Below are 21,279 nucleotides of genomic sequence, written 5' to 3'. Positions count from 1 at the left end.
CGGTGGCGGCCATGGCGACGGTGACGGCGGTGGTCACGGCACTGGTAGCGGCCATGGCGACGGTGGCGGTAGCCACGGCACCGGTGGCGGCCATGGCGACGGTGACGGCGGCGGTCACGGCACTGGTAGCGGCCATGGCGACGGTGGCGGTAGCCACGGCAACGGTGGCGGCCATGGTGACGGTGACGGCGGTGGTCACGGCACTGGTAGCGGCCATGGCGACGGTGGCGGTAGCCACGGCACCGGTGGCGGCCATGGCGACGGTGACGGCGGCGGTCACGGCACTGGTAGCGGCCATGGCGACGGTGGCGGTAGCCACGGCACCGGTGGCGGCCATGGCGACGGTGACGGCGGCGGTCACGGCACTGGTAGCGGCCATGGCGACGGTGGCGGTAGCCACGGCACCGGTGGCGGCCATGGTGACGGTGACGGCGGTGGTCACGGCAATGGTAGCGGCCACGGCAATGGCAGTGGCGGCGCGGGCAACGGTGGCGGTAACGGCAACGGTGCCGGTGCCGGTGCCAGTGGCAATGGCAACGGCGGCCACGGCAATGGCGGCGGCAATGGTAACGGCAACGGCAGTGGAGGCGCCGGGAATGGCGGTGCCAACGGTGTCGGCAATGGCCACGGCAGCGGCAGCGGCAACGGCAACGGCGGATCGTCCGGAGGCAACCACTGACCCGAAGCGTTGCCTGGCCGGGTGCGGTCAGAGCATCTCGAGCGCGCGCTTGCTGCGTGGCGGACGGAAATACGCGTCCAGCTGCGCGCGCTCGTCAGCGCTCAACACGAAATCGAGCGCGGCACGGTTGTCGCGCACGTGTTCGATCCGCGACGCCTTCGGGATCGCGAATACACCCGGCCGCGCGAGCACCCATGCCAGCGCGACGCGCATCACCGACACGCCGCGCAGCCGCGCGATCTCGTCGAGCGGCGAGCGCTTCGGCAGCCGCCCGTGATCGACCGGGCTGTAGGCCATCGCGGGCATCCGGCGGTCGGCGAGCCACGGCAGCAGGTCGAATTCCGGGCCGCGCCGCGAGATGTTGTAGAGGATCTGGTTGGTCGCGCACGCACCGCCGCCCGCTTCGTCGACGAGCTCGGCCATGTCGGCCGTATCGAAGTTGCTCACGCCCCAGTGACGGATCTTGCCCGCGCGCCGCAACGCTTCGAAGCCTTCGACCGTCTCCTCGAGCGGCACCGAGCCGCGCCAGTGCAGCAGGTACAGGTCGAGGCGATCGGTACGCAGGCGCTTGAGGCTCGCGTCGCACGCGGCGACGACGCCGCGCCGGCTCGCGTGGTGCGGGTAGACCTTGCTGACGAGGAACACTTCTTCACGCAGGCCCGCGAGCGCCTCGCCGACGAGTTCCTCGGTCGCGCCTTCGCCGTACATCTCGGCCGTGTCGACCAGCGTCATCCCGAGTTCGACGCCTTCGCGCAGCGCGGCGATCTCGTCCGCGCGGCGGGCCGGCCGCTCGCCCATTTCCCAGGTGCCCTGGCCGAGCTTAGGAATGGTCTCGCCGTCCGGCAGGACGACCTTGGCGATCGTGTCTGTCATGCGTTCCTCGTTGCGGATTCGTGGCCGCGCACCGCGGCCCAGCCATGGAATACGTCGCGTCAGTGTAGTCAATCGGCGCGCCCGCGGCCTATTGCACGGCAAAAACCGGCTATAACGGTGCCGCATGATGACTTAGAATGGCCGCAACCTGATCGATACCTATTCCATGAAGGCACCCACGGACGACCGCTGGCAGGACTTGCGCCCCGACCCCGACAACGACACGCCGCTCTACCTGCAACTCGCCCGCAAGCTCGGCGACGCGATCCACGACAACCGCTGGACGGCCGGTGAAGCACTGCCTTCGGAGCGCGTGCTGTCCGACGCGCTCGGCGTGTCGCGCATCACCGCGCGCAAGGCGATCGCGCTGCTCGTCGAGCAGGGCTTGATCCGCCGCACGCAGGGCGCGGGCAACTTCATCCAGTTGCGCTACGAGGATCCGCTGTCGCGGCTGTCGAGCTTCAGCGAAATGCTCGAGCGCCGCGGCTTCAAGCCGAGCTCGCAATGGCTCGCGCGCGAGATCCAGCCCGCGAACCGCGACGAGGTGATCCAGCTCGGGCTGTCGCCGGCCGCATCGGTCACGCGCCTGAAGCGCCTGCGCCTGGCCGACGGCATCGTGATGGCCGTCGAGAACTCGACGTTCCCCGCGACGCTGATTCCCGATCCGGAGGCGATCGGCGGCTCGCTGTACAGCTATCTCGAAGCGCGCGGCACGCCGATCGTGCGCGCGCTGCAGCATTTCCGCGCGGTCAACGCGACCGACGAGATCGCCGAACAGATGGGCATCGCGCCGCACGACGCGCTGCTGCTGATCACGCGGATCGGCTATACGTCAGACCAGCGCGCGATCGAACTGACCGATACCTACTGCCGCAACGACTACTACGACTTCGTCGTCGAGCTGCGCAAGTAACGCCAGCCGCGCCGCCGGCGCTCACTGCCAGCGCGCATCGTCGGTGCCGAGCGGCACGGGCGGGCGAGCGAACGACGGCGGCGTCGCCGACAACCGCTCGGCCGGCCGCACGGTGTCGAGCATGCCGAACGGCGACGCGATGCGCTCGATCCGGTCGCGCACGTCGGCGGCCGCGAGATCGGGCGCCTGCAGGCCGTCCGGCACGACGCCGAACGACTGCAGCCAGCGCCCCGTCTGCGCGAGCGACAGCCGCACGTGCCAGCTCCCCCCTTCGCGCGCCCGGCGCGCGAGCGCGACCATCGCGCCGAACGCCGCGAGATAACCCGTCGCATGATCGAGCGCCTGGCACGGCAGATGGCGCGGCTCGTGCGCGTGCGCGGCCTGCTGCTCCTGCCATGCGATCCCGCTCGCCGACTGCACGAGGCTGTCAAAGCCGCGCCGCGCCGCCCACGGCCCCGCATGCCCGTACGCGGACACCGACACGCACACGATGCCGGGCCGCAACTCCGCCAGCGTCTGCGGCGCGAAGCCGCGCGCCGCAAGCGCGCCGGGCCGGTACGACTGCAGGAACACATCCGCGTCGCGCGCGAGCGCGTGCAGCGTATCGACGCCCGCCGCGTCGCGCAGGTCGATCCACGTCGAACGCTTGCCGCGCCCGTTGTCGATCACGAGCGGCGCGATGTTCGGCAGGTGCGGGCCGTTGACGAGCAGCGTCTGCGCGCCGTGCGACGCCAGCGTGCGGCCCGCGACCGGCCCCGCGATGATGCGCGTGAGATCGAGCACGCGCACGCCGGCGAGCGGCGGGCCGGCCTCGCCGCGGCCGATCGGCTCGACCGGCGCGTCGCCGATCCGCTCGATCTCGAACAGCGGCAGCGACGCGATCGCGCGCGCCTGTTCGTGCGCCGCCCATTCGTCAGGCATTCTGATCAACGCCGCGCACAGACCGGCCTCGGCCAGCGCGGTATCGAGCGCCGCGCCGTCCCACGTCCGGATCGCCGCGGCGACGTCGGCCGGCTGCGGGCCGCAACCGAGCACGTCGAGGATCCCGTGCAGGTGATGCGGGAAGTTCGCGTGCAGTTGAATCCAGCGCCCGTCGCCCGTCTCGAAGAAGCCCGTCACCGGATGACGCAACTCCGGCGGCGGGCCGTCGTCCACGCGCAGATAGCGTTCGCTGCGGAACGCGACGAGCGCGTCGCGCACCGACACGTCGACGGATTGCGCGGCGCCCGTGCGAAGCCGGTGGCATTCGGCCGCCGCGAGCCCGGCTGCGGCGATCGTCGCCGCAGCGAGCGTGCCGATCCGGAACGTCGACGGCAGCGTCGGGTCCTGCCCCGTCACGGTCGCGCGGGCCAGCGCGTCGGGGTCGCCGTGTGCGAGTTGCCACAGATGCGTCAATGCGAGTTCGGGGGTCATGGTGAGATAGGCGTGGTAAGAGGAGACGAAATCGAGTCTAGAATTCGCGACACGCACGATCAATCTTGATTGCGCAAATCAATACATAACGAATAGTTGTAGCGGGGCCGCGCTTCATGCGCCCCGACAGGAGCGATCGGCATGACATCCTTCAGCGCGCAGGAAGCCGCGGGCATCCTCGGTGTCAGCGTGAGCACCCTCTATGCGTACGTGAGCCGTGGCCTGCTGCGCTCGCTGCCCGACGGCGCGACCAAGCGCCGCTGCTACGACGCGGACGAGGTGCGCCTGCTCGCACGCCGCCGCGCCGACGCGAAACGCTCGGGCGGCGTCGCCGAGCGTTCGCTCGACTGGGGCGTGCCGGTGCTCGAATCGCGAATCACGCAGATCGCCGACGGCCGCCTGCGCTACCGCGGCGCCGATGCGATCGCGCTTGCCGACGACGCGACACTCGAAGAGACGGCCGCGAGGCTGTGGGACTGTCCGCCCGCGCGGCTTGCCGACGCGTCGCTCGCGTCGACCGGTTTCGACGCCGCGCAGTGGGACGACTGGGCGCGCCGCTGGGCGCATCTCGCGCCGCTCGAGCGCACGCTGGTGCTGCTGCCTGCCGCAGCCGCGTCGCTGCCGCGCCTGTGGGCGCAGGGGCGCGACGCGCAGCTCGATTCGGCCACGCTGCTGCTGCGCGTCGCGACGGCCGCGCTCGCCGGCATCGCGCCGGGCGATGCGCCCGTGCACCGGCAGCTCGCTGCCGCGTGGCGCGTGCGACGGCGCGACGAAGCCGACCTGCTGCGCCGCGCGCTCGTGCTGTGCGCCGATCACGAACTGAATCCGTCGACCTTTGCGGTGCGCTGCATCGCGTCGACCGGCACCCACCTGTTCGGCGCGATCGCGGGCGGGCTCGCTGCGCTGTCGGGGCCGCGCCACGGCGGCGAGACCTTTCGCGCGGGCACGCTGCTCGACGAAGCGGCCCGCGCCGCCGACCTCGATCGCTACCTCGCGCTGCGGCTTGCGCACGACGAACGGGCGGACGGCGCCCGCACGGCACTATCCGGCTTCGCGCACCCGCTCTATCCCGACGGCGACCCGCGCGCGCTGGCGCTGCTCGATGCGCTGCACGCCGCGGCGCCCGACCGCCCGGCGCTGCATGCGGCGCGCACGCTCGCCGCGCGCGTCGAAGCGGCGACGGGCCTGCGGCCGGCGATCGATTTCGCGCTCGCGGTGCTGGAGCGCACGCTCGCGCTGCCGGACGGCGCGGCGTTCACGCTGTTCGCGGCCGGCCGCACGGCCGGCTGGATCGCGCATGCGCTCGAACAATACGCGGACGGGAAACTGATCCGGCCCCGGGCGCGCTACGTCGGCAGCGACGCAGCCGCATGACGCCGGCCGTCGCGCCACGCGACGAGCGGCCGCCACCACGCGTGCGCGACGCGCATGGCCGGGGCCGCGAGCGGACCGAACGCGAACGTCGCGCCGTGCGGCCCCGCGCTGACCCACACGCGCATGCCGGGCATGAACGTCAGTGAATCGCCGGTGCCGAGCCAGTGATCGTCGGGCCGGCCCTCGATCGTCACCCATACTTCGCCGTCGGCCACCTGCAGTGCAGTGCGATCGACGATCCGCCACCGTCCCGCCGGCTCGTCGCCGTCGATCACGTAGAGTCTCAGTTCGCGCATGGCAGCCTCCTGGTCGCACGGGTTCGATAGCACCAGTATTTCGGACAGTGGCAGCACACGGACAGATACGGTGACAGACACTTTCGGCTGAACTGTACTGGTCAACCGACGGGGACGGGGACGGGCACCCGCCGGCCGGACTTCGCATCGCCCCCGCGCCGAACCGGCACGGCACGGCGGCTTTCCCTACAATGTCGGCTGTCCCGCGCCACTGCCCAGCCTTCATGTTCCAGCACCCGCCTGCCGCCGCTCCCGGCGAAAAGAACCTCACCGTGATGCTCTGGCTCGTTGCGACGGGCTTCTTCATGCAAACGCTCGATGCGACGATCGTCAACACGGCGCTGCCGTCGATGGCCGCGAGCCTCGGCGAATCGCCGCTGCGGATGCAGTCGGTCGTGATCGCGTACTCGCTGACGATGGCGGTGATGATCCCCGTGTCGGGCTGGCTCGCCGATACGTTCGGCACGCGGCGCGTGTTCTTCAGCGCGATCCTGGTGTTCTCGCTCGGCTCGCTGCTGTGCGCGAACGCGCATACGTTGCAGCAGCTCGTCGCATTCCGCGTCGTGCAGGGGGTCGGCGGCGCGATGCTGCTGCCGGTCGGGCGGCTCGCGGTGCTGCGCACGTTCCCGGCCGAGCGCTACCTGTCCGCCCTGTCGTTCGTCGCGATTCCCGGCCTGATCGGCCCGCTGATCGGGCCGACCCTCGGCGGCTGGCTCGTGAAGATCGCGTCGTGGCACTGGATCTTCCTGATCAACGTGCCGGTCGGCGTCGCGGGCTGCGTCGCGACCTTCTATTCGATGCCCGATTCGCGCGACCCGGCCGTCGGCCGCTTCGACCTGAAGGGCTATCTGCTGCTGACGATCGGCATGGTCGCGATCTCGCTGTCGCTCGACGGGCTCGCCGATCTCGGGATGCAGCACGCGGCCGTGCTCGTGCTGCTGATCCTGAGCCTCGCGTGCTTCGTCGCATACGGGCTGTATGCGGTGCGCGCGCCGCAACCGATCTTCTCGCTCGAGCTGTTCAGGATCCACACGTTCAGCGTCGGGCTGCTCGGCAACCTGTTCGCGCGGATCGGCAGCGGCGCGATGCCGTACCTGATCCCGCTGCTGCTGCAGGTGAGCCTCGGCTACTCGGCGTTCGAGGCCGGGCTGATGATGCTGCCGGTGGCGGCGGCCGGGATGTTCTCGAAGCGGATCATCACGCGCCTGATCACGCGGCACGGCTACCGCAAGGTGCTGCTCGCGAACACGATCATGGTCGGCGTGATGATGGCGAGCTTCGCGCTGATGCACGACACGGTGCCCGTCTGGGTGAAGGTCGTGCATCTCGCGCTGTTCGGCGGCTTCAATTCGATGCAGTTCACCGCGATGAACACGCTGACGCTGAAGGATCTCGGCACGGGCGGCGCGAGCAGCGGCAACAGCCTGTTCTCGCTCGTGCAGATGCTGTCGATGAGCCTCGGCGTCACGGTCGCGGGCGCACTGCTCGCGACGTTCACCGGCATGCTGCGCACCGTGACGCCGAGCAACACGCTGCCCGCGTTCCATGCGACATTCATCTGCGTCGGGATCATCACGGCCGCGTCCGCGTGGATCTTCGCGCAGCTCGCGCCCGAGATCCGCAGCACCGCACGCAAGACCGACCCGTCCGAGCGCGCGTGACGCCCGGCGCGCGCCGAACCGGGTCGACGCGCACCATTTCGGTGCAGCGCGGCCCTGCCATGTGCCCGCCACGCCCCGCATGTTGGGCGCGACGTGCCGCCGCACGCGGTACGATGCCGTGCACGCTTCTTGCTCGCCTATTCTCTAGGTAAACTGGCAGTCTTCCTTCGGCCGACATCATGAGCATGATCGAAATCGATCCCCCCGGCTTTCAGCCGCCCCGCCCCGTCGCCGGCGACGACGGGAACCGGCGCACCGTGCTGTACGGCGGCTACACCGTGTTCAGCGTGTTCCAGCCCGTTTTCTCCGTGTCGCACCGCCGCGCGATCGGCTATCACGCATCGCTGCGCGCGCACGACGAGGGAAGCCGCCAGGTGGCGTCGCACGAGGTGTTCACGCAGGCGGCGCGGCGCGGCGACCTACTCGAGCTCGGCCGGCTCGCCGAATCGCTGCATCTCGGCAACTTCCACGCGTTCGACAGTCACGACGAATGGCTCTTCCTGAGCCTGCATCCGGCCGCGCTGATGGACACCGTCTACGGCGACGCAATGCTCGCGAACCTGAAGGCGCTCGGGCTGCCGCCGCACCGCGTCGTGCTGGAGGTGCCCGAACAGGCGGGCGGCGAGACGCCGCGCTACGCGGCGATCGTCGACGGGCTGCGCAAGGCCGGCTTCCTGATCGCGCTCGTCGGGTTCGGCGCGAAGCATTCGAACATCGACCGCGTGTGGCACCTGCATCCCGACATCGTCACGCTCGACCGCGGCATCCTCGCTCAGGCGAGCGAGCACTCGCATCTCGAACGCGTGCTGCCGGGGCTCGTGTCGCTGCTGCACGAATCCGGCCAGCTCGTGCTGATGGGCGGCCTCGCGACCGAGCGCGACGCGCTGATCGCGCTCGAATGCAACGTCGATTTCGTACAGGGCCAGTATTTCGCGGGACCGAGCGTCGAACCCGTGCAGCCGCAGGCCGCCGCGGGCTGCATGGATACGCTGTCGGCCGCGTTGAGGCTGCGCGTCGCGCAACGCGAGCGCAAGCAGGCGGAACGGCTCGCGCCGTACGTCGCCGCACTCGAGGAAGCGAGCCGGAAGCTCGGCGCGAACGAGCCGCTCACCGACGCGGCCGCGGCCGTGCTCGGGCTGCCCGAGACCGCGCGCTGCTTCCTGCTCGACGCGTCGGGGCGCCAGATCGGCGACAACGTGCTCGCACGCGGCAGCGTATCGCAGCGCGCCAAGCGCTTCCGCCCGCTGCTGCATTCCGAAGGCGCGAGCTGGGAGCGCCGCCCGTACTTCATCGACGCGATGCGCTCGCCGGGCCGCGTGCATCTGACGGCGCCCTACCTGTCGATCAACGAGGCGCACCTGTGCGTGACCGCGTCGGTCGCCGCGCCCGCCGCGACCGGCATGCAGGTGCTCTGCGTCGACATCAACTGGGAAGCGGCGCTCAACCGCGAATGAGCGTGGCGGCGCGCCGCCGTCACGCGGCGCCGGCCGCCTTGCGCACGATCAGACGGTGTACACGCTTGCCGGACGATGCGCTGACGACCTCGTGTTCGTCGACCACCTGCACGCCGGCGCCGAGCGCCGCATGCATCCGCGCCGAGTCGAGCGACGTATAGAGGCGGCCGCGCTCGTCGCGCAACGTGCCGTTTCCGGCCACCCGCCAGCTCAGGTACAGCGTGCCGCCCGGCATCAGCAGATCGGCCAGCCGTGCGGCGGCGGCCGCCGCGTCTGCCTGCTCGAGGTGCATGACGACCGTTTCGCACAGCACGTTGCGAAACGCGCCGGACGGCACGCCGGCCAGCGCCGGCAGCGCGGCCAGCTCGAAGGTCAGGTCCGGATGGTGCCGCCGCGCCTCGTCGAGTAGCGCGGCGCTCGCGTCGTAGCCGCGCACGTCGAACCCGCGCGAGGCGAGCCAGGCCGTATCGCGCCCGGCTCCGCAGCCGACGTCCGCGGTCGGCCCCGGCGAGAAATGCTGTTCGAGCAACGCGTACATGTCGTCGGGCACGGCCTGGTCGAGCCAGTCCTGCGCATATTGCGCGGCATGGGCATCGTAGGCGTCGAGAGTCGGGCGATCCACCATGGCGATTGCTCCGCATAGGCGTCGTATGACGCACCCCGCATCTTAGCCGTTGCGCGACCTATGCGGCGTCGCACGCAACGGGTTGCGCGTCGCCCTATGCGGCCCGCACGTCGCCCGCGTGCGGCGCCTGCGCGGTCAGCTCGGCCCACAGCGCATCGCCACGCCAGGCCGGACGCGCCGCGGCGTCACGCGTCGCCGCCGACTTCGCCGCGACGAGCACGAGCCGTGCAGCGGCCGCGGCGGCCGGATCGGTCGCGAACGCCACATCGGCCGGTGCGAGCGACGCGCGATAGCCGCGCTGGTCGGTCAGCGTGAGCCCGTGCAGATGAATCGTGTCACCGATCCGCGCACGGCCGACCAGCGTCACGTGCGCACCGAGCCGCGAGCCGACCGCCGAGATAGCAGCCGACGGCGCCCGCGCCGAACACGCGGACCGGCGCATCAGACATGCGAATGCGCGCCGCCATGCACGGGGCCGGCCCGCCGCTCGACTTCGCGGCGCACGTCGCCGCGCAGCCCCGCGAAGAACGCGACCTCGGCGACGACGAACAGCGGCCCGATCATCAGGCCGACCAGATCGTCGACAAACGCGGGCTTGCGCCCTTCGAACCAGTGCCCGACGAACTGCACGATCCAGCCGACGACGAACGCGCCGATGCCGATCGCGAGCCATTGCGCGGCAGGCAGCAACGCGAGCGCCTGCGCGGCCCACAGGCCGAGCGCGAACAGCGCGGTCATCACGATCCCGAACCGCAGGTCGAGACGCAGGTAGAACACCGCGAACGCGACGGCGAGCAGCAGCGCCGGCGACAGCGCGATGCCGGCCAGCATCCCGAGCGCCGGCCGCGACAGCAGCACCTCGACCGCGAACACGATCATCGGGATACCGACCAGATGCGTCGCGATGTTGCGCGCGTCGCGATGGTAGGCCGCATACTGGGAAAGATGGTCTTCGAGCGTCTTCATCGCGTCTCCTGATCGGTTATCGAGCGCTATGATGCGCGTCACGCCCGAGAACCTCTGTCAGCTACCCGACATCGCGTGCCCATGCCTTCTTCGCTCGCCCCGTACCTGCCGCAGATCGAAGCGAACCCGTGGTTCGCCGCGCTGCCGCCCGCATTGCGCGCGGACCTGCTCGCCCGCGCGGCACTGCGCCGCCTGCCGGCCGACCACGCGCTGTTCCGGCGCGGCGACCCGCCGTGCGGGCTGTACGCGGTACTGGCCGGTTCACTCACGATAGGTGCGGTCGACCCGCACGGCAAGGAAGCGCTGCTGACGGTGGCCGAGCCCGTCACGTGGTTCGGCGAGATCGCGCTGTTCGACGGCCAGCCGCGCACGCACGACGCGATCGCGCTCGACGACACGCTGCTGCTGCACGTCCCGCAGGCCGCGCTGCTCGCGATCCTTGATGCGACGCCGCAATACTGGCGGCAATTCGCGCTGCTGATGGCACAAAAGCTGCGCCTGAGCTTCCTGACCGTCGAATCGATGAGCGTGATGCCGGCCGCGCAGCGGCTCGCCGCCCGCCTGCTGATGATCGCCGACGGCTACGGCGGCATCAGCGCCGGGCGCACGCACATCCGGCTGTCGCAGGAAACGCTCGCGTCGATGCTGTCGCTGACGCGGCAGACCACCAACCAGTTGCTGAAGGCGCTGCAGGCCGACGGCGTCGTGCGGCTGCATGTCGGCGAGATCGAGCTGGTGGACCTCGACGCATTGCGCCGCGCGAGCGGGCTGCACGACGGCACGCACTGAACGCCGCGCTTTATCACCCGGTCTGGACCGATACGATCGTCGCGCCGCGTGACCTGGCCGCCGCGCTCGTCGCATTCGTCGCACTGGTGTTCTGGCGCATGCCGCCGTGGGCCGTCGTGATCGCGAGTGCGGCGCTCGGCCGGGTGCTCGGCATGTCCGCCTGATCCGGCAAACGCGGCACTGTCCGGCGAGACAAAAAACAAAAAGCCCTCGAAACGAGGGCTTCTTTCTTGGTGCCGCGCGCCGTGGCGGCGCGCAGGCGCCGGACTTACGCGAAGTTCTTCGCTGCGAAGTCCCAGTTCACGATGTTCCAGAACGCTTCGACGAACTTCGGACGCGCGTTGCGGTAGTCGATGTAGTACGCGTGTTCCCACACGTCGATCGTCAGCAGTGCCTTGTCGGCGGTCGTCAGCGGCGTCGCGGCGTTGCTCGTCGACACGATGTCGAGCGAACCGTCGGCCTTCTTCACGAGCCATGCCCAGCCCGAGCCGAACGTGCCGACTGCAGCCTTCGTGAACGCTTCCTTGAACGCGTCGTACGAACCCCACTTCGCGTTGATCGCGTCGCCCAGCGCGCCCGTCGGTGCGCCGCCGCCGTTCGGCGACAGGCTGTTCCAGAAGAACGTGTGGTTCCAGATTTGCGCGGCGTTGTTGAAGATGCCGCCCGACGACTTCTTCACGATCTCTTCCAGCGACAGGTTTTCGAATTCCGTGCCCGGGATCAGATTGTTCAGGTTCGTCACATAAGCCTGGTGGTGCTTGCCGTAGTGGTACTGGATCGTCTCGAGCGAGATGGTCGGCGCGAGTGCGTCTTCAGCGTACGGGAGCGGCGGGAGCGTATGAGCCATGGCGATTCCTTCGTTGAGTATGTAGGGGGGCTGTGTTGGATGCTGCCGAGCGTCCGATTGTAGGCGAGGACGAATAACCCCGCAAACTCACGGGCCATTTATCCGCGGTATGCGGAAAAGCGATGTTTGCGCAACGTCCGGCAGGACGAGCCCGACTATGCGCAGCATCCGTTCCCGTACACGATGCGGCCGTTGCAGCAAGCTTCGTTCCGCTTGCGCCGGTTACGTCAGATCGTATCGGTCAGCCGCGGCTGCACGTCGGCGAGCGACACGTCGGCCGAGCCTTCGGCGAGATGCACGGTCAGGCGCCGCTGCGGCTTCAGCGCGTTCGGCGCGCGCACCGCGCGGCCCGTCTGCGCATCGATCAGCGCCGCATAGCCGCGCTCGAGCGTGCGCTTCGGGCTCAGCACCTCGAGCCGCGCGGCACAGGCTGACACACGTGCCGTGTCGCGTTCGTGACGGCGCTGCAACGCAACCGCGAGACGTTGCGACAGCCCCGCGAGCGCCTGGCGCGCCTGTGACGCATCGGGCCGCGCGCGCTGCCAGCGCAGCTGCGCGAGCGCGAAACGCGCGCGTGCGTCGCGCACGGGCCGCGACGCCGCCGACGCCAGCCGCACCGCGAGCTGCTCGACGTGCGTGCGCTGCCGCTGCAGCCGCTCGGCCGGGCTCACGAGCCGGCGCGCGAGCCAGTCGAGCTGCTGCGCGCGCTGTTCGAGCCTGCGTTCCATGCCGCGCGCGAGCGCCCGCTGGCGGTCGCCGACCTCGCGCAGCAGCAGCGCACGCTGCGGGCTCGCAAGCTCGGCCGCGCCGGTCGGCGTCGGCGCGCGCACGTCGGCCGCGAAATCCGCGATCGTGAAATCGGTTTCGTGCCCGACGCCGCTGACGACCGGCAGCTCGCTCGCCGCGATCGCGCGCGCCAGCGCTTCGTCGTTGAACGACCACAGATCCTCGATCGAGCCGCCGCCGCGGCAGACCAGCAGCACGTCGACCTCGCGCCGCGCGTTCGCGGCCCCGACTGCCGCGACGAGCTTTTCGGCGGAACCGGCGCCCTGCACGGGCGCCGGATAGACGATCACCGGGATGTGCGGCGCGCGGCGTGCGAGCGTGGTCAGCACGTCGCGCAGCGCGGCGGCCTGCAGCGACGTGACGATGCCGATCGCGCGCGGATGGGCCGGCAACGGCCGCTTGCGCTCGGGCGCGAAGAGCCCCTCGCCCTCGAGCTGCGCCTTCAGCCGCAGGAACGCCTCGTACAGGCGCCCCTGCCCGGTGCGCCGTACGGCCTCGACGTTGAGCTGCACTTCGCCGCGCGGCTCGTACATCGTGACGACCGCGCGCACCTCGATCCGGTCGCCTTCGCGCGGCGTGAATTCCGCGTATTGCGCACGGCCGCGGAACATCACGCAGCGCATTTGCGCCTGCTGGTCCTTGATCGAGAAATACCAGTGGCCGCTCGCGGCGCGCGTGAAATTCGACACTTCGCCCGAAATCCACAGCAGCGGAAACGAGCGCTCGAGCATCGTCGAAATCGCGCGGTTGAGCGCCGAAACGGGAATCACTTCGTCACCGCCGCGGGTCGCGCCGGGTGCGGCAAAAGAGGAGTCGGAAGACATGGACGGTCGAATGAATGCTGGCGGCGACACGATAGTCCGACACGCGCGCGGCGTCCAGCGCCGGCCGCATTCGCCGCGCCGCGCGGAAGGTGTCCACACTTTGGCAACGGTCCATCTAAAACGCTTTAAAACTGCGGAAAAACCCAGGCAACTCTCGATAACACATTGATTTTTATATATTTTTAAACCTTTCAAAACTATTCCAATCCGATTCGAAGCCCACCCGGCGGGCGTTTGACGCAATCGAACCGGGAGTTCTTCACAGAGTTATCCACAAGGTGTTTCGATCCGGCCCCGCAGGCTGCGGCGGCCGGTCGCGCTTGCCGCGTCCGCCTGCGGCGCGCTAGAGTGCCGCCTTCCGCAGACCCCGCGGCATGCGCCGCCCAACGGAGAATCCGCCTTGACGAATCCGTCCCACGCCGCGGCGCACGACGCGCCGCGCCCGGCCCGATGAGCGCGCCCGGCGGCCCGCTCGCGCGGCTCGAAGCGCGCCTGACACGCGAATGGCAGCGGCGCGGCGCGCTCGCGTGGGCGCTCACGCCGTTCGCTTGCGTGTTCGGCCTGTGCGCGGCCCTGCGGCGCACCGCTTACGCACAGGGCTGGAAGCAGCCGGTCGACGTCGGCGTGCCCGTCGTCGTGGTCGGCAACGTGACCGTCGGCGGCACCGGCAAGACGCCGACCGTGATCGCGCTCGTCGACGCGTTGCGGGCGGCCGGCTTCACGCCCGGCGTCGTGTCGCGCGGCTACGGCGCGAACGTGAAGGCGCCGACCGCCGTCACGCCCGCGTCGCGGGCAGGCGCGGCCGGCGACGAACCGCTGCTGATCGCGCGCCGCACCGGCGCACCCGTCTGGGTATGCCCCGATCGCGTCGCGGCCGCGCGGGCGTTGCGCGCCGCGCATCCGGACGTCGACGTGATCGTCAGCGACGACGGCCTCCAGCACTATCGCCTCGCGCGCACGGTCGAGCTCGTCGTGTTCGACCACCGGCTCGGCGGCAACGGCTTCCTGCTGCCGGCCGGGCCGCTGCGCGAGCCGCTATCGCGGCACCGCGACGCCACGCTCGTCAACGATCCGTACAGCGGCACGCTGCCGCCGTGGCCCGACACCTACGCGCTCGCGCTCACGCCCGGCGCCGCGTGGCACCTCGACCAGCCCGCGCTGCGCCGCCCGCTGTCGCAATTCGCGAACGAACGCGTGCTCGCCGCGGCCGGCATCGGCGCGCCGGAACGCTTCTTCGCGACGCTGCGCGCGGCCGGTCTCGCGCCCGCGACGCGCGCGTTGCCCGACCACTACGCGTTCGCCGACAATCCGTTCGTCGACGACGCCGTCGACGCGATCCTGATCACCGAGAAGGATGCAGTAAAATTGGGCGCTTCCTGGCGCGACGCTCGACTGTGGGTCGTCCCCGTCGAAGCCGCGCTCGACCCTCGCCTCATTGCCCTCGTTGTGGAGAAACTCCGTGGACACTCGCCTGCTTGAAATCCTTGTGTGCCCTATCTGCAAAGGCCCGCTCCACTATGACCGTGCCGCGCAGGAGCTGATCTGCAACGCGGACAAGCTCGCCTACCCGATCCGCGACGGCATCCCCGTGATGCTCGTCGACGAAGCACGCCAGACCGTCGAAGGCACGCCGGTCGACCCGGCCGGCCGCTAAGCCGCCCGACGACGGCCTGGCCGCGGCCCATCCGCGGCCAGGCCGCCCAACCCGCCGGGCGACCGGCTCCAGACGCGCCGCCCGCGCCGTCCTTCTCACCGCTGCTCCCGATGACTCACCCGCAACCCTTCATCGCCGTCATTCCCGCCCGGCTCGCGTCGACGCGGCTCCCGAACAAGCCGCTCGCCGATCTCGGCGGCAAGCCGATGGTCGTGCGCGTCGCCGAGCGCGCGCGCGAAGCGGGCGCGCAGCAGGTGCTCGTCGCATCCGACGCACAAAGCGTGCTCGATGCGGCGCGCGACCACGGCTTCGAAGCGGTGCTCACGCGTGCCGACCATCCGTCCGGCACCGACCGGCTCGCGGAAGTCGCGGCGACGTTCGGGTGGAGCGACGACACCGTCGTCGTCAACGTACAGGGCGACGAACCGCTGATCGACCCCGCGCTCGTGCGCGACGTAGCGTCGCACCTGGCCGCGCATCCGGCCTGCGCGATCGCGACGGCGGCCCACCCGATCCACGACGCGGCCGACGTGTTCAACCCGAACGTCGTGAAGGTCGCGCTCGATGCGCAGAGCGTCGCGCTGTACTTCTCGCGTGCGCCGATTCCGTGGAGCCGCGACGCGTACCAACCGCACTGGCCCGACGTCGCGGCCATGCCAGCACCGGCTTTCCCGGTCTACCGGCACATCGGCCTCTATGCGTATCGCGCGCGTTTCCTGCGTACCTATCCGACGCTCGCGCAGGCGCCGATCGAACAGGCCGAGCAGCTCGAACAACTGCGCGCGATCTGGCACGGCGAGCGCATCGCAGTGCTGATCACCGCGAGCGCGCCCGAAGCCGGCATCGACACGCCCGCCGATCTCGCCCGCGTGCAGGCCCTTTTTCAGCCGGGTTCAAAATAACCCGTGGCATAATCAGGCGATTGTGCGAGCCGTCCGCGACCAGCGCGTCCTCGCTTGACCCCGCACGCGGCCCTGCCGGCAGCCGCGCGTCGCCAAAGCCGACGCGCCGCATCAGACCGGTCCGCCGCGCGCCAGGCAAGCCCCGCGCACACCGTCGCCGGCGCCTTTGCGTCTCGCCACACGAATCTACATACTGGAGATATCACCATGCGTTTGATCCTGTTGGGCGCGCCCGGCGCGGGAAAGGGCACCCAGGCAAACTTCATCAAGGAAAAGTTCGGCATCCCGCAGATCTCGACGGGCGACATGCTGCGCGCGGCCGTGAAGGCCGGCACGCCGCTCGGCGTCGAAGCGAAGGGCTACATGGACGCCGGCAAGCTCGTGCCGGACGCGCTGATCATCGGCCTCGTCAAGGAACGCCTGAAGGAATCCGACTGCGCGAACGGCTACCTGTTCGACGGCTTCCCGCGCACGATCGCGCAGGCTGACGCGATGAAGGAAGCCGGCGTCGCGATCGACTACGTGCTCGAGATCGACGTCCCGTTCTCGGAAATCATCGAGCGCATGAGCGGCCGCCGCACGCACCCGGCATCGGGCCGCACGTACCACGTCAAGTTCAACCCGCCGAAGGTCGAGGGCCACGACGACGTGACGGGCGAACCGCTGATCCAGCGCGACGACGACAAGGAAGAAACCGTCAAGAAGCGTCTCGAAGTGTACGAAGCGCAAACCAAGCCGCTGATCACGTACTACGGCGACTGGGCGCAGCGAGGCGAGGAAAACGGCCTGAAGGCCCCGCAGTATCGCAAGATCTCGGGCCTCGGCAGCGTCGACGAAATCCGCGAGCGCGCGTTTGGCGCACTGAAGTAAGCGCCGCGTCGCGCACCCGCAAGCCGCCCTCTCCGGGCGGTTTTTTTTCGCCCGGCCGGGACTCGCACGGCCGTTCTTGCCTCGCCGCCGCGCGACGGCGCCCCGTACAATCGGTCGAATGCGTGCGCGCCGACGACCGGCGCACTGCTTGTCAACCAACCGATTGCCCGGCATCGCACAGAACAACCGCTTTGCGTGGAACCGCCCCAAGGAGGCAGTCATGGAGATTCACGGCAACGTATTTCTGATCACGGGCGGTGCGTCGGGCCTCGGCGCCGGGACGGCCCGGATGCTCGCACAGGCAGGCGGCGAGGTCGTGCTCGCCGACCTGAACGAGGCGGCGGGCGTCGCGCTCGCGGCCGAGCTGGGCGGCATTTTCGTGCGCTGCGACGTGTCGAGCGAGGCCGACGCGCAGGCGGCCGTCGAAGCGGCGACGCGCGCGGGCACGCTGCGCGGCCTCGTGAACTGCGCGGGCATCGCGCCCGCCGCCAAGACCGTCGGCAAGGACGGCGCGCATCCGCTCGACGTGTTCGCGAAGACGATCAACGTGAACCTCGTCGGCACGTTCAACATGATCCGGCTTGCGGCCGCCGCGATGGCTGCCACCGCGCCGACCGCGGAAGGCGAGCGCGGCGTGATCGTCAGCACCGCGTCGGTTGCCGCATTCGACGGGCAGATCGGCCAGGCCGCTTACGCGGCCTCGAAAGCCGGCGTCGCGGGCATGACGCTGCCGATCGCGCGCGACCTGTCGCGCAGCGGTATCCGCGTGATGACGATCGCGCCCGGCCTGTTCGAGACGCCGATGCTGCTCGGCATGCCGAAGGACGTACAGGACGCGCTCGGCGCAATGGTGCCGTTCCCGCCGCGGCTCGGCAAACCGGCCGAATACGCGATGCTGGTGCGCCAGATCGTCGAGAATCCGATGCTCAACGGCGAAGTGATTCGCCTCGACGGCGCGATCCGGATGCAGCCGAAGTAAGCTCGCATGAAAAAACGCCCGCGATGCGGGCGTTTTTCATTCCGGGTTCCGGCAGCGGCGCGTGGCTCAATCCTCGCCGTCGCGCTGCATCCGCTGCCGCAATTCGGTCACCTGCGACTCGACGACGGTCGCGTCGTCCGCATCCGGCCGCTCGCCGAGATACTCCTCGAGATCCTCGAGCGCGGGGCGCAGGTAGTCGAGCCGCGCATACGCGAAACCGCGGTCGCGCACCTCGTCGAGCTGCTCCGGCAACAGAATCACGAGTCGCTGCTGCACCGCGAGCAGCCGCTGCCAGCGTTCCGTCTGAAGATAGATCGTCTTCAGGTTGCGCAGCATCCGCGCGATGATCTCGCGGCTCGTCGCGGGCTGCAGCAGCGCGCGCAACGCGCTGTCGACCGCACCGGCCGCGCGCGCGACGTACGGCTCGAGCATCTCGACCATCTCGGCTTCGGACAGCGAATGGCCGTTGGTCGGATCGATGATCAGGTCGCCGTCCGGCAGCGTGACGCGCAGCAGGAAATGGCCGGGGAACGATACGCCGCGCGCCGGCACGCCGATCTGCTCGGCGAGTTCCAGGTACAGCACCGACAGCGAGATCGGGATCCCGCGCCGCCGCTTCAGCACGGCGTTCAGGTGGCTGTTATCGGGGTCGTAGTAATCGTTGTGATTGCACGCGAAGCCGAGTTCGCGGAAGAAGAAGTCGTTCAGCGCGGCGACCCGGCCCTTCAGGTCCGCATCGTCGGCGAGCCGCCGGCGCAGCCGCGCCGCCAGCATGTCGAGTTCGGCCAGCGAGCCCTGCAGGTCGAGGTCGGGATATGCGTCCTGCGCCAGCGACAGCGCGGCTTCCGTGACGGGCAGACTGTCGTCGTCCGCCACGAGCGTGCTGAAGTAGTCGAGGACGCGGGTCATTGCGGTCGTCACTTGGCGCGCCTTCTGAAGTAAGCGTATTTGAAGCCCATTACCCACAACATACCGAAATATAGTGCAGCGAACAGCACGAGGCACGCGGCCATCAGCGCGATGCGATCGAGCGGCTGCGCGCGCATCCCGGTCCAGTCGAAGCTGATCGAGCACCAGTGCATCAGGCCCGCGAGCACGAGCGTCGCGCCGATGAGCTGCACGAAGAAGCGCGGCCAGCCCGGCGACGGCTGGTAGATGCCGCGCTTGCGCAGCCCGATGAACAGCAGCAGCGAGTTCAGGCAGGCGCCGACGCCGATGCTCAGCGTAAGGCCCGCATGGCCGATCAGCGGCACGAACGCATAGTTCGAGATCTGCGTGACGATCAGCACGCCGATCGCGATCTTCACGGGCGTCTTGATGTCCTGCTTCGCATAGAAGCCCGGCGCGAGGATCTTGATCAGGATGATGCCGACGAGGCCGATCCCGTAGGTCGCGAGCGCGCGCGCGACCATCGTGACGGTATGCGCGTCGAACTTGCCGTAGTTGAAGAGAGTTGCCGTGAGCGGCGTCGCGAAGAAGAACAGCGCGAGCGCGCTCGGCGCCGCGAGCAGGAACGTGACGCGCAAGCCCCAGTCCAGCAGCGCCGAATACTCGTGCGAATCGGCGTCGACGTGCGCCTTCGACAGGCTCGGCAGCAGGATCGTGCCGAGCGCGACGCCGAGCAGCGCCGTCGGGAATTCCATCAGGCGGTCGGCGTAGTTGATCCACGACACCGCGCCCTGCCCGAGCCGCGACGCGATGTTGGTGTTGATGATCAGCGACAGTTGCGCGACCGACACCGCGAACGTCGCGGGCACCATTTTCGCGAGCACGCGCTTCACGCCGGGGTGACGCAGCGCGCGCAGCGGGTTGAGGCCGATCAGCGGCACCATGTCGATCTTCTTCAGGCCCGGCAGCTGCACCAGGAACTGCAGCACGCCGCCCGCGATGACGGCCCACGCGAGCGCGAACACCGGCACCTTCAGGTGCGGCGCGACGAACACGGCCGCGGCGATGAATGCGACGTTGAGCAGCACCGGCGCGAACGCGGGCAGCGAGAAGTTCTTGTACGTGTTCAGCACGCCGGACGCGAGCGTCGTCAGCGAAATGAACACGATGTACGGGAACATGATCCGCGTCATCGTGACCGCGAGCGGGAACGCCTGCCCGTCGCTGTGCAGGCCGGACGCGACCGCGAACACGACCCACGACGCGCCGGCGATCCCGAGGACCGACAGCACGGCAAGCGCCCACGCAAGCACGGTCGACATCGCGTCGACGAGCGCCTTCGTCGCATCGTGCCCCTGCTGGTTCTTGAACTCGGCGAGGATCGGCACGAACGCTTGCGAGAACGCGCCTTCCGCGGACAGGCGGCGCAGCAGGTTCGGGATACGGAAGGCGACGTAGAACGCGTCGGTGTATTGACTGGCGCCGAACGCACGTGCGATCAGCGTCTCGCGGGCCAGTCCGGTCACGCGCGACAGCAGCGTGAAGCCGCTGACCGTCAGCAGGGCTCGGAATAGATTCATGGGGCGCTTATTATACGGACGTTGCGCGACCCGGCCAGCGGCCGATGCCGAAAAGCGCGCAAGCGGCCGGCGCCCCGCCCGGCGGGCGTCACGTTGAACTTGCCACTCGCTTGATTTTGTTGCTATAATCGCCGGTTTCTGGGCTCGTACATGCACGGCAACTGCCGTTCCCATGTCCCGGCCTCGGTTAAAATCACCGTTTTTTTATGCGCCCCTGGGCAATCGTTCTCAGGGGACGGATCGAAAAGCAGCGCTTGGCCGTCAGGCTCCAAGCTCTGGAAACAGGACAGGATAAGGAACCGTCATGGCTAACTCCGCACAAGCACGCAAGCGCGCCCGCCAGGCCGCGAAGGCAAACTCGCACAACTCGGCGCTGCGCTCGAAATTCCGTACCGCGATCAAGTCGGTTCGCAAGGCTGTTGAAGCCGGCGACCACGCAAAGGCTGCCGATCTGTTCAAGGCTGCCGTGAAGACGATCGACACGATCGCCGACAAGAAGATCGTTCACAAGAACAAGGCCGCTCGCAGCAAGAGCCGCCTGGCCGCAGCCGTCAAGGGCCTGCAGGCAGCAGCGTAAATCCGGTGCGCCCGCTCGCGCGGGCGTTCCTGTTTCCTGCGATCGCAAAAAAGCCCGCCTAGGCGGGCTTTTTTGTCGCCTGTGACCCGTCCTGAAATAGGTTGACACTTTTTCGCCGAAACGAAGAGGTGCCAAGTGGAGCAAGGGATCAAGCGGACCCAGCGGGACTACAGTCTGGCTTTTAAGCTGTCGGTGGTGACGCAGGTCGAAAAAGGCGAGCTGACGTACATAGAGGCGCAGCGACGCTACGGAATTCAGGGACGCTCGACCGTACTGGTATGGTTACGTAAGCACGGCTTGCAGGATTGGGCCGATCCATCCGGGCGTGC

21 protein-coding genes and 3 pseudogenes are annotated in these 21,279 nt (G+C 69.3%); 13 read left to right on the top strand and 11 right to left on the bottom strand.

Annotation, left to right across the window (positions count from 1 at the left end; genetic code table 11):
* Together BFF94_RS36445 and BFF94_RS36440 are read right to left on the bottom strand one after the other, a co-directional pair.
* The coding region (locus tag BFF94_RS36445) for a hypothetical protein (RefSeq protein WP_219140436.1) at positions 1 to 628 on the bottom strand (628 nt) is incomplete at its 3' end.
* A gap of 78 nt (positions 629 to 706) precedes the next feature.
* Positions 707 to 1,552, bottom strand: a complete 846-nt coding sequence (locus tag BFF94_RS36440) for an aldo/keto reductase (RefSeq protein WP_128848226.1) — start codon at positions 1,550 to 1,552, stop codon at positions 707 to 709.
* A 166-nt stretch (positions 1,553 to 1,718) separates the two neighbouring features.
* Here BFF94_RS36440 and BFF94_RS36435 point away from each other — a divergent pair, with 166 nt between their 5' ends.
* Positions 1,719 to 2,465 carry a GntR family transcriptional regulator gene (locus tag BFF94_RS36435; protein ID WP_128848224.1) on the top strand — a complete coding sequence of 249 codons (747 nt, stop codon included), beginning with the start codon at positions 1,719 to 1,721 and terminating at the stop codon, positions 2,463 to 2,465.
* A 21-nt stretch (positions 2,466 to 2,486) separates the two neighbouring features.
* Here the strand turns inward: BFF94_RS36435 and BFF94_RS36430 are convergent, their stop codons facing one another.
* Positions 2,487 to 3,878, bottom strand: coding sequence for a CoA transferase (locus tag BFF94_RS36430; protein ID WP_219140435.1), 1,392 nt, complete (start codon positions 3,876 to 3,878; stop codon positions 2,487 to 2,489).
* A gap of 141 nt (positions 3,879 to 4,019) precedes the next feature.
* Here BFF94_RS36430 and BFF94_RS36425 point away from each other — a divergent pair, with 141 nt between their 5' ends.
* Complete coding sequence (locus BFF94_RS36425; RefSeq protein ID WP_219140434.1) at positions 4,020 to 5,252, top strand: citrate/2-methylcitrate synthase; 1,233 nt, start codon at positions 4,020 to 4,022, stop codon at positions 5,250 to 5,252.
* Here the strand turns inward: BFF94_RS36425 and BFF94_RS36420 are convergent.
* Complete coding sequence (locus BFF94_RS36420) at positions 5,225 to 5,548, bottom strand: DUF2917 domain-containing protein (protein ID WP_219140433.1); 324 nt, start codon at positions 5,546 to 5,548, stop codon at positions 5,225 to 5,227. The genes BFF94_RS36425 and BFF94_RS36420 overlap by 28 nt on opposite strands.
* Positions 5,549 to 5,772: 224 nt before the next feature.
* Between BFF94_RS36420 and mdtD the strand changes: the two genes are divergently transcribed.
* Complete coding sequence (gene mdtD, locus BFF94_RS36415) at positions 5,773 to 7,209, top strand: multidrug transporter subunit MdtD (protein ID WP_128846634.1); 1,437 nt, start codon at positions 5,773 to 5,775, stop codon at positions 7,207 to 7,209.
* Positions 7,210 to 7,388: 179 nt separating this feature from the next.
* Positions 7,389 to 8,663, top strand: a complete 1,275-nt coding sequence (locus BFF94_RS36410) for an EAL domain-containing protein (protein ID WP_219140432.1) — start codon at positions 7,389 to 7,391, stop codon at positions 8,661 to 8,663.
* Positions 8,664 to 8,682: 19 nt separating this feature from the next.
* On the opposite strand, the gene BFF94_RS36405 is transcribed toward BFF94_RS36410, so the two are convergent.
* The 3 genes and pseudogenes from BFF94_RS36405 to BFF94_RS36395 all read right to left on the bottom strand — a co-directional run bounded on the left by BFF94_RS36405 (position 8,683) and on the right by BFF94_RS36395 (position 10,254).
* Positions 8,683 to 9,288, bottom strand: coding sequence for a class I SAM-dependent methyltransferase (locus BFF94_RS36405; RefSeq protein ID WP_128846629.1), 606 nt, complete (start codon positions 9,286 to 9,288; stop codon positions 8,683 to 8,685).
* Between the two features lie 166 nt (positions 9,289 to 9,454).
* Positions 9,455 to 9,737: pseudogene (locus BFF94_RS36400) on the bottom strand (2-dehydropantoate 2-reductase N-terminal domain-containing protein); the annotation flags it as partial.
* Positions 9,730 to 10,254, bottom strand: coding sequence for an Mpo1 family 2-hydroxy fatty acid dioxygenase (locus BFF94_RS36395; protein ID WP_128846626.1), 525 nt, complete (start codon positions 10,252 to 10,254; stop codon positions 9,730 to 9,732). The gene BFF94_RS36395 and the pseudogene BFF94_RS36400, both read right to left, overlap by 8 nt.
* Positions 10,255 to 10,335: 81 nt before the next feature.
* On the opposite strand from BFF94_RS36395, the gene BFF94_RS36390 reads away from it, so the two are divergent.
* Both BFF94_RS36390 and BFF94_RS38065 read left to right on the top strand, forming a co-directional pair.
* Positions 10,336 to 11,043, top strand: a complete 708-nt coding sequence (locus tag BFF94_RS36390) for a Crp/Fnr family transcriptional regulator (protein WP_219140431.1) — start codon at positions 10,336 to 10,338, stop codon at positions 11,041 to 11,043.
* A pseudogene (locus BFF94_RS38065) lies at positions 11,040 to 11,207 on the top strand (chromate efflux transporter); the annotation flags it as partial. The gene BFF94_RS36390 and the pseudogene BFF94_RS38065, both read left to right, overlap by 4 nt.
* A 104-nt stretch (positions 11,208 to 11,311) precedes the next feature.
* Here the strand turns inward: BFF94_RS38065 and sodB are convergent.
* Both sodB and xseA read right to left on the bottom strand, forming a co-directional pair.
* Entirely contained in the window at positions 11,312 to 11,890 is a 579-nt protein-coding gene (gene sodB / locus BFF94_RS36380; RefSeq protein ID WP_011352986.1) for a superoxide dismutase [Fe], read from the bottom strand.
* A 227-nt stretch (positions 11,891 to 12,117) separates the two neighbouring features.
* Positions 12,118 to 13,500 (bottom strand): exodeoxyribonuclease VII large subunit, encoded by a 1,383-nt coding sequence (gene xseA, locus BFF94_RS36375; protein ID WP_219140430.1) that lies wholly within the window; start codon positions 13,498 to 13,500, stop codon positions 12,118 to 12,120.
* Between the two features lie 450 nt (positions 13,501 to 13,950).
* Here xseA and lpxK point away from each other — a divergent pair, with 450 nt between their 5' ends.
* The 5 genes from lpxK to BFF94_RS36350 all read left to right on the top strand — a co-directional run bounded on the left by lpxK (position 13,951) and on the right by BFF94_RS36350 (position 17,905).
* Positions 13,951 to 14,979, top strand: coding sequence for a tetraacyldisaccharide 4'-kinase (lpxK, locus tag BFF94_RS36370; RefSeq protein WP_219140429.1), 1,029 nt, complete (start codon positions 13,951 to 13,953; stop codon positions 14,977 to 14,979).
* Positions 14,960 to 15,154, top strand: coding sequence for a Trm112 family protein (locus tag BFF94_RS36365; protein WP_128845478.1), 195 nt, complete (start codon positions 14,960 to 14,962; stop codon positions 15,152 to 15,154). Before lpxK ends, BFF94_RS36365 begins: the two co-directional genes overlap by 20 nt.
* A gap of 110 nt (positions 15,155 to 15,264) precedes the next feature.
* The gene (gene kdsB / locus BFF94_RS36360) at positions 15,265 to 16,056 is read left to right on the top strand and encodes a 3-deoxy-manno-octulosonate cytidylyltransferase (RefSeq protein WP_128845476.1); all 792 of its coding nucleotides are present in this window, start codon (positions 15,265 to 15,267) and stop codon (positions 16,054 to 16,056) included.
* Between the two features lie 207 nt (positions 16,057 to 16,263).
* Positions 16,264 to 16,926: an adenylate kinase gene (gene adk / locus BFF94_RS36355; protein ID WP_027785236.1), complete on the top strand. Its 663-nt coding sequence runs from the start codon at positions 16,264 to 16,266 to the stop codon at positions 16,924 to 16,926.
* A 220-nt stretch (positions 16,927 to 17,146) separates the two neighbouring features.
* Positions 17,147 to 17,905: an SDR family NAD(P)-dependent oxidoreductase gene (locus tag BFF94_RS36350; protein WP_128845474.1), complete on the top strand. Its 759-nt coding sequence runs from the start codon at positions 17,147 to 17,149 to the stop codon at positions 17,903 to 17,905.
* Between the two features lie 66 nt (positions 17,906 to 17,971).
* Here the strand turns inward: BFF94_RS36350 and BFF94_RS36345 are convergent, their stop codons facing one another.
* On the bottom strand, positions 17,972 to 18,814 hold the full coding sequence (locus BFF94_RS36345) for a SirB1 family protein (RefSeq protein ID WP_128845472.1): 843 nt from the start codon (positions 18,812 to 18,814) through the stop codon (positions 17,972 to 17,974).
* 8 nt (positions 18,815 to 18,822) lie between these two features.
* Positions 18,823 to 20,373 carry a murein biosynthesis integral membrane protein MurJ gene (gene murJ, locus BFF94_RS36340; RefSeq protein WP_128845470.1) on the bottom strand — a complete coding sequence of 517 codons (1,551 nt, stop codon included), beginning with the start codon at positions 20,371 to 20,373 and terminating at the stop codon, positions 18,823 to 18,825.
* 304 nt (positions 20,374 to 20,677) lie between these two features.
* Here murJ and rpsT point away from each other — a divergent pair, with 304 nt between their 5' ends.
* Together rpsT and BFF94_RS36330 are read left to right on the top strand one after the other, a co-directional pair.
* Complete coding sequence (gene rpsT / locus BFF94_RS36335) at positions 20,678 to 20,950, top strand: 30S ribosomal protein S20 (protein ID WP_047898858.1); 273 nt, start codon at positions 20,678 to 20,680, stop codon at positions 20,948 to 20,950.
* 135 nt (positions 20,951 to 21,085) lie between these two features.
* Positions 21,086 to 21,279, top strand: a pseudogene (locus BFF94_RS36330) (IS3 family transposase); the annotation flags it as partial.

This window comes from Burkholderia catarinensis (assembly GCF_001883705.2).
Taxonomy (GTDB): Bacteria; Pseudomonadota; Gammaproteobacteria; order Burkholderiales; family Burkholderiaceae; genus Burkholderia; species Burkholderia catarinensis.
Note: the sequence above shows the minus strand (reverse complement) of the source record. Positions and strands in the feature narration are given on the sequence as shown.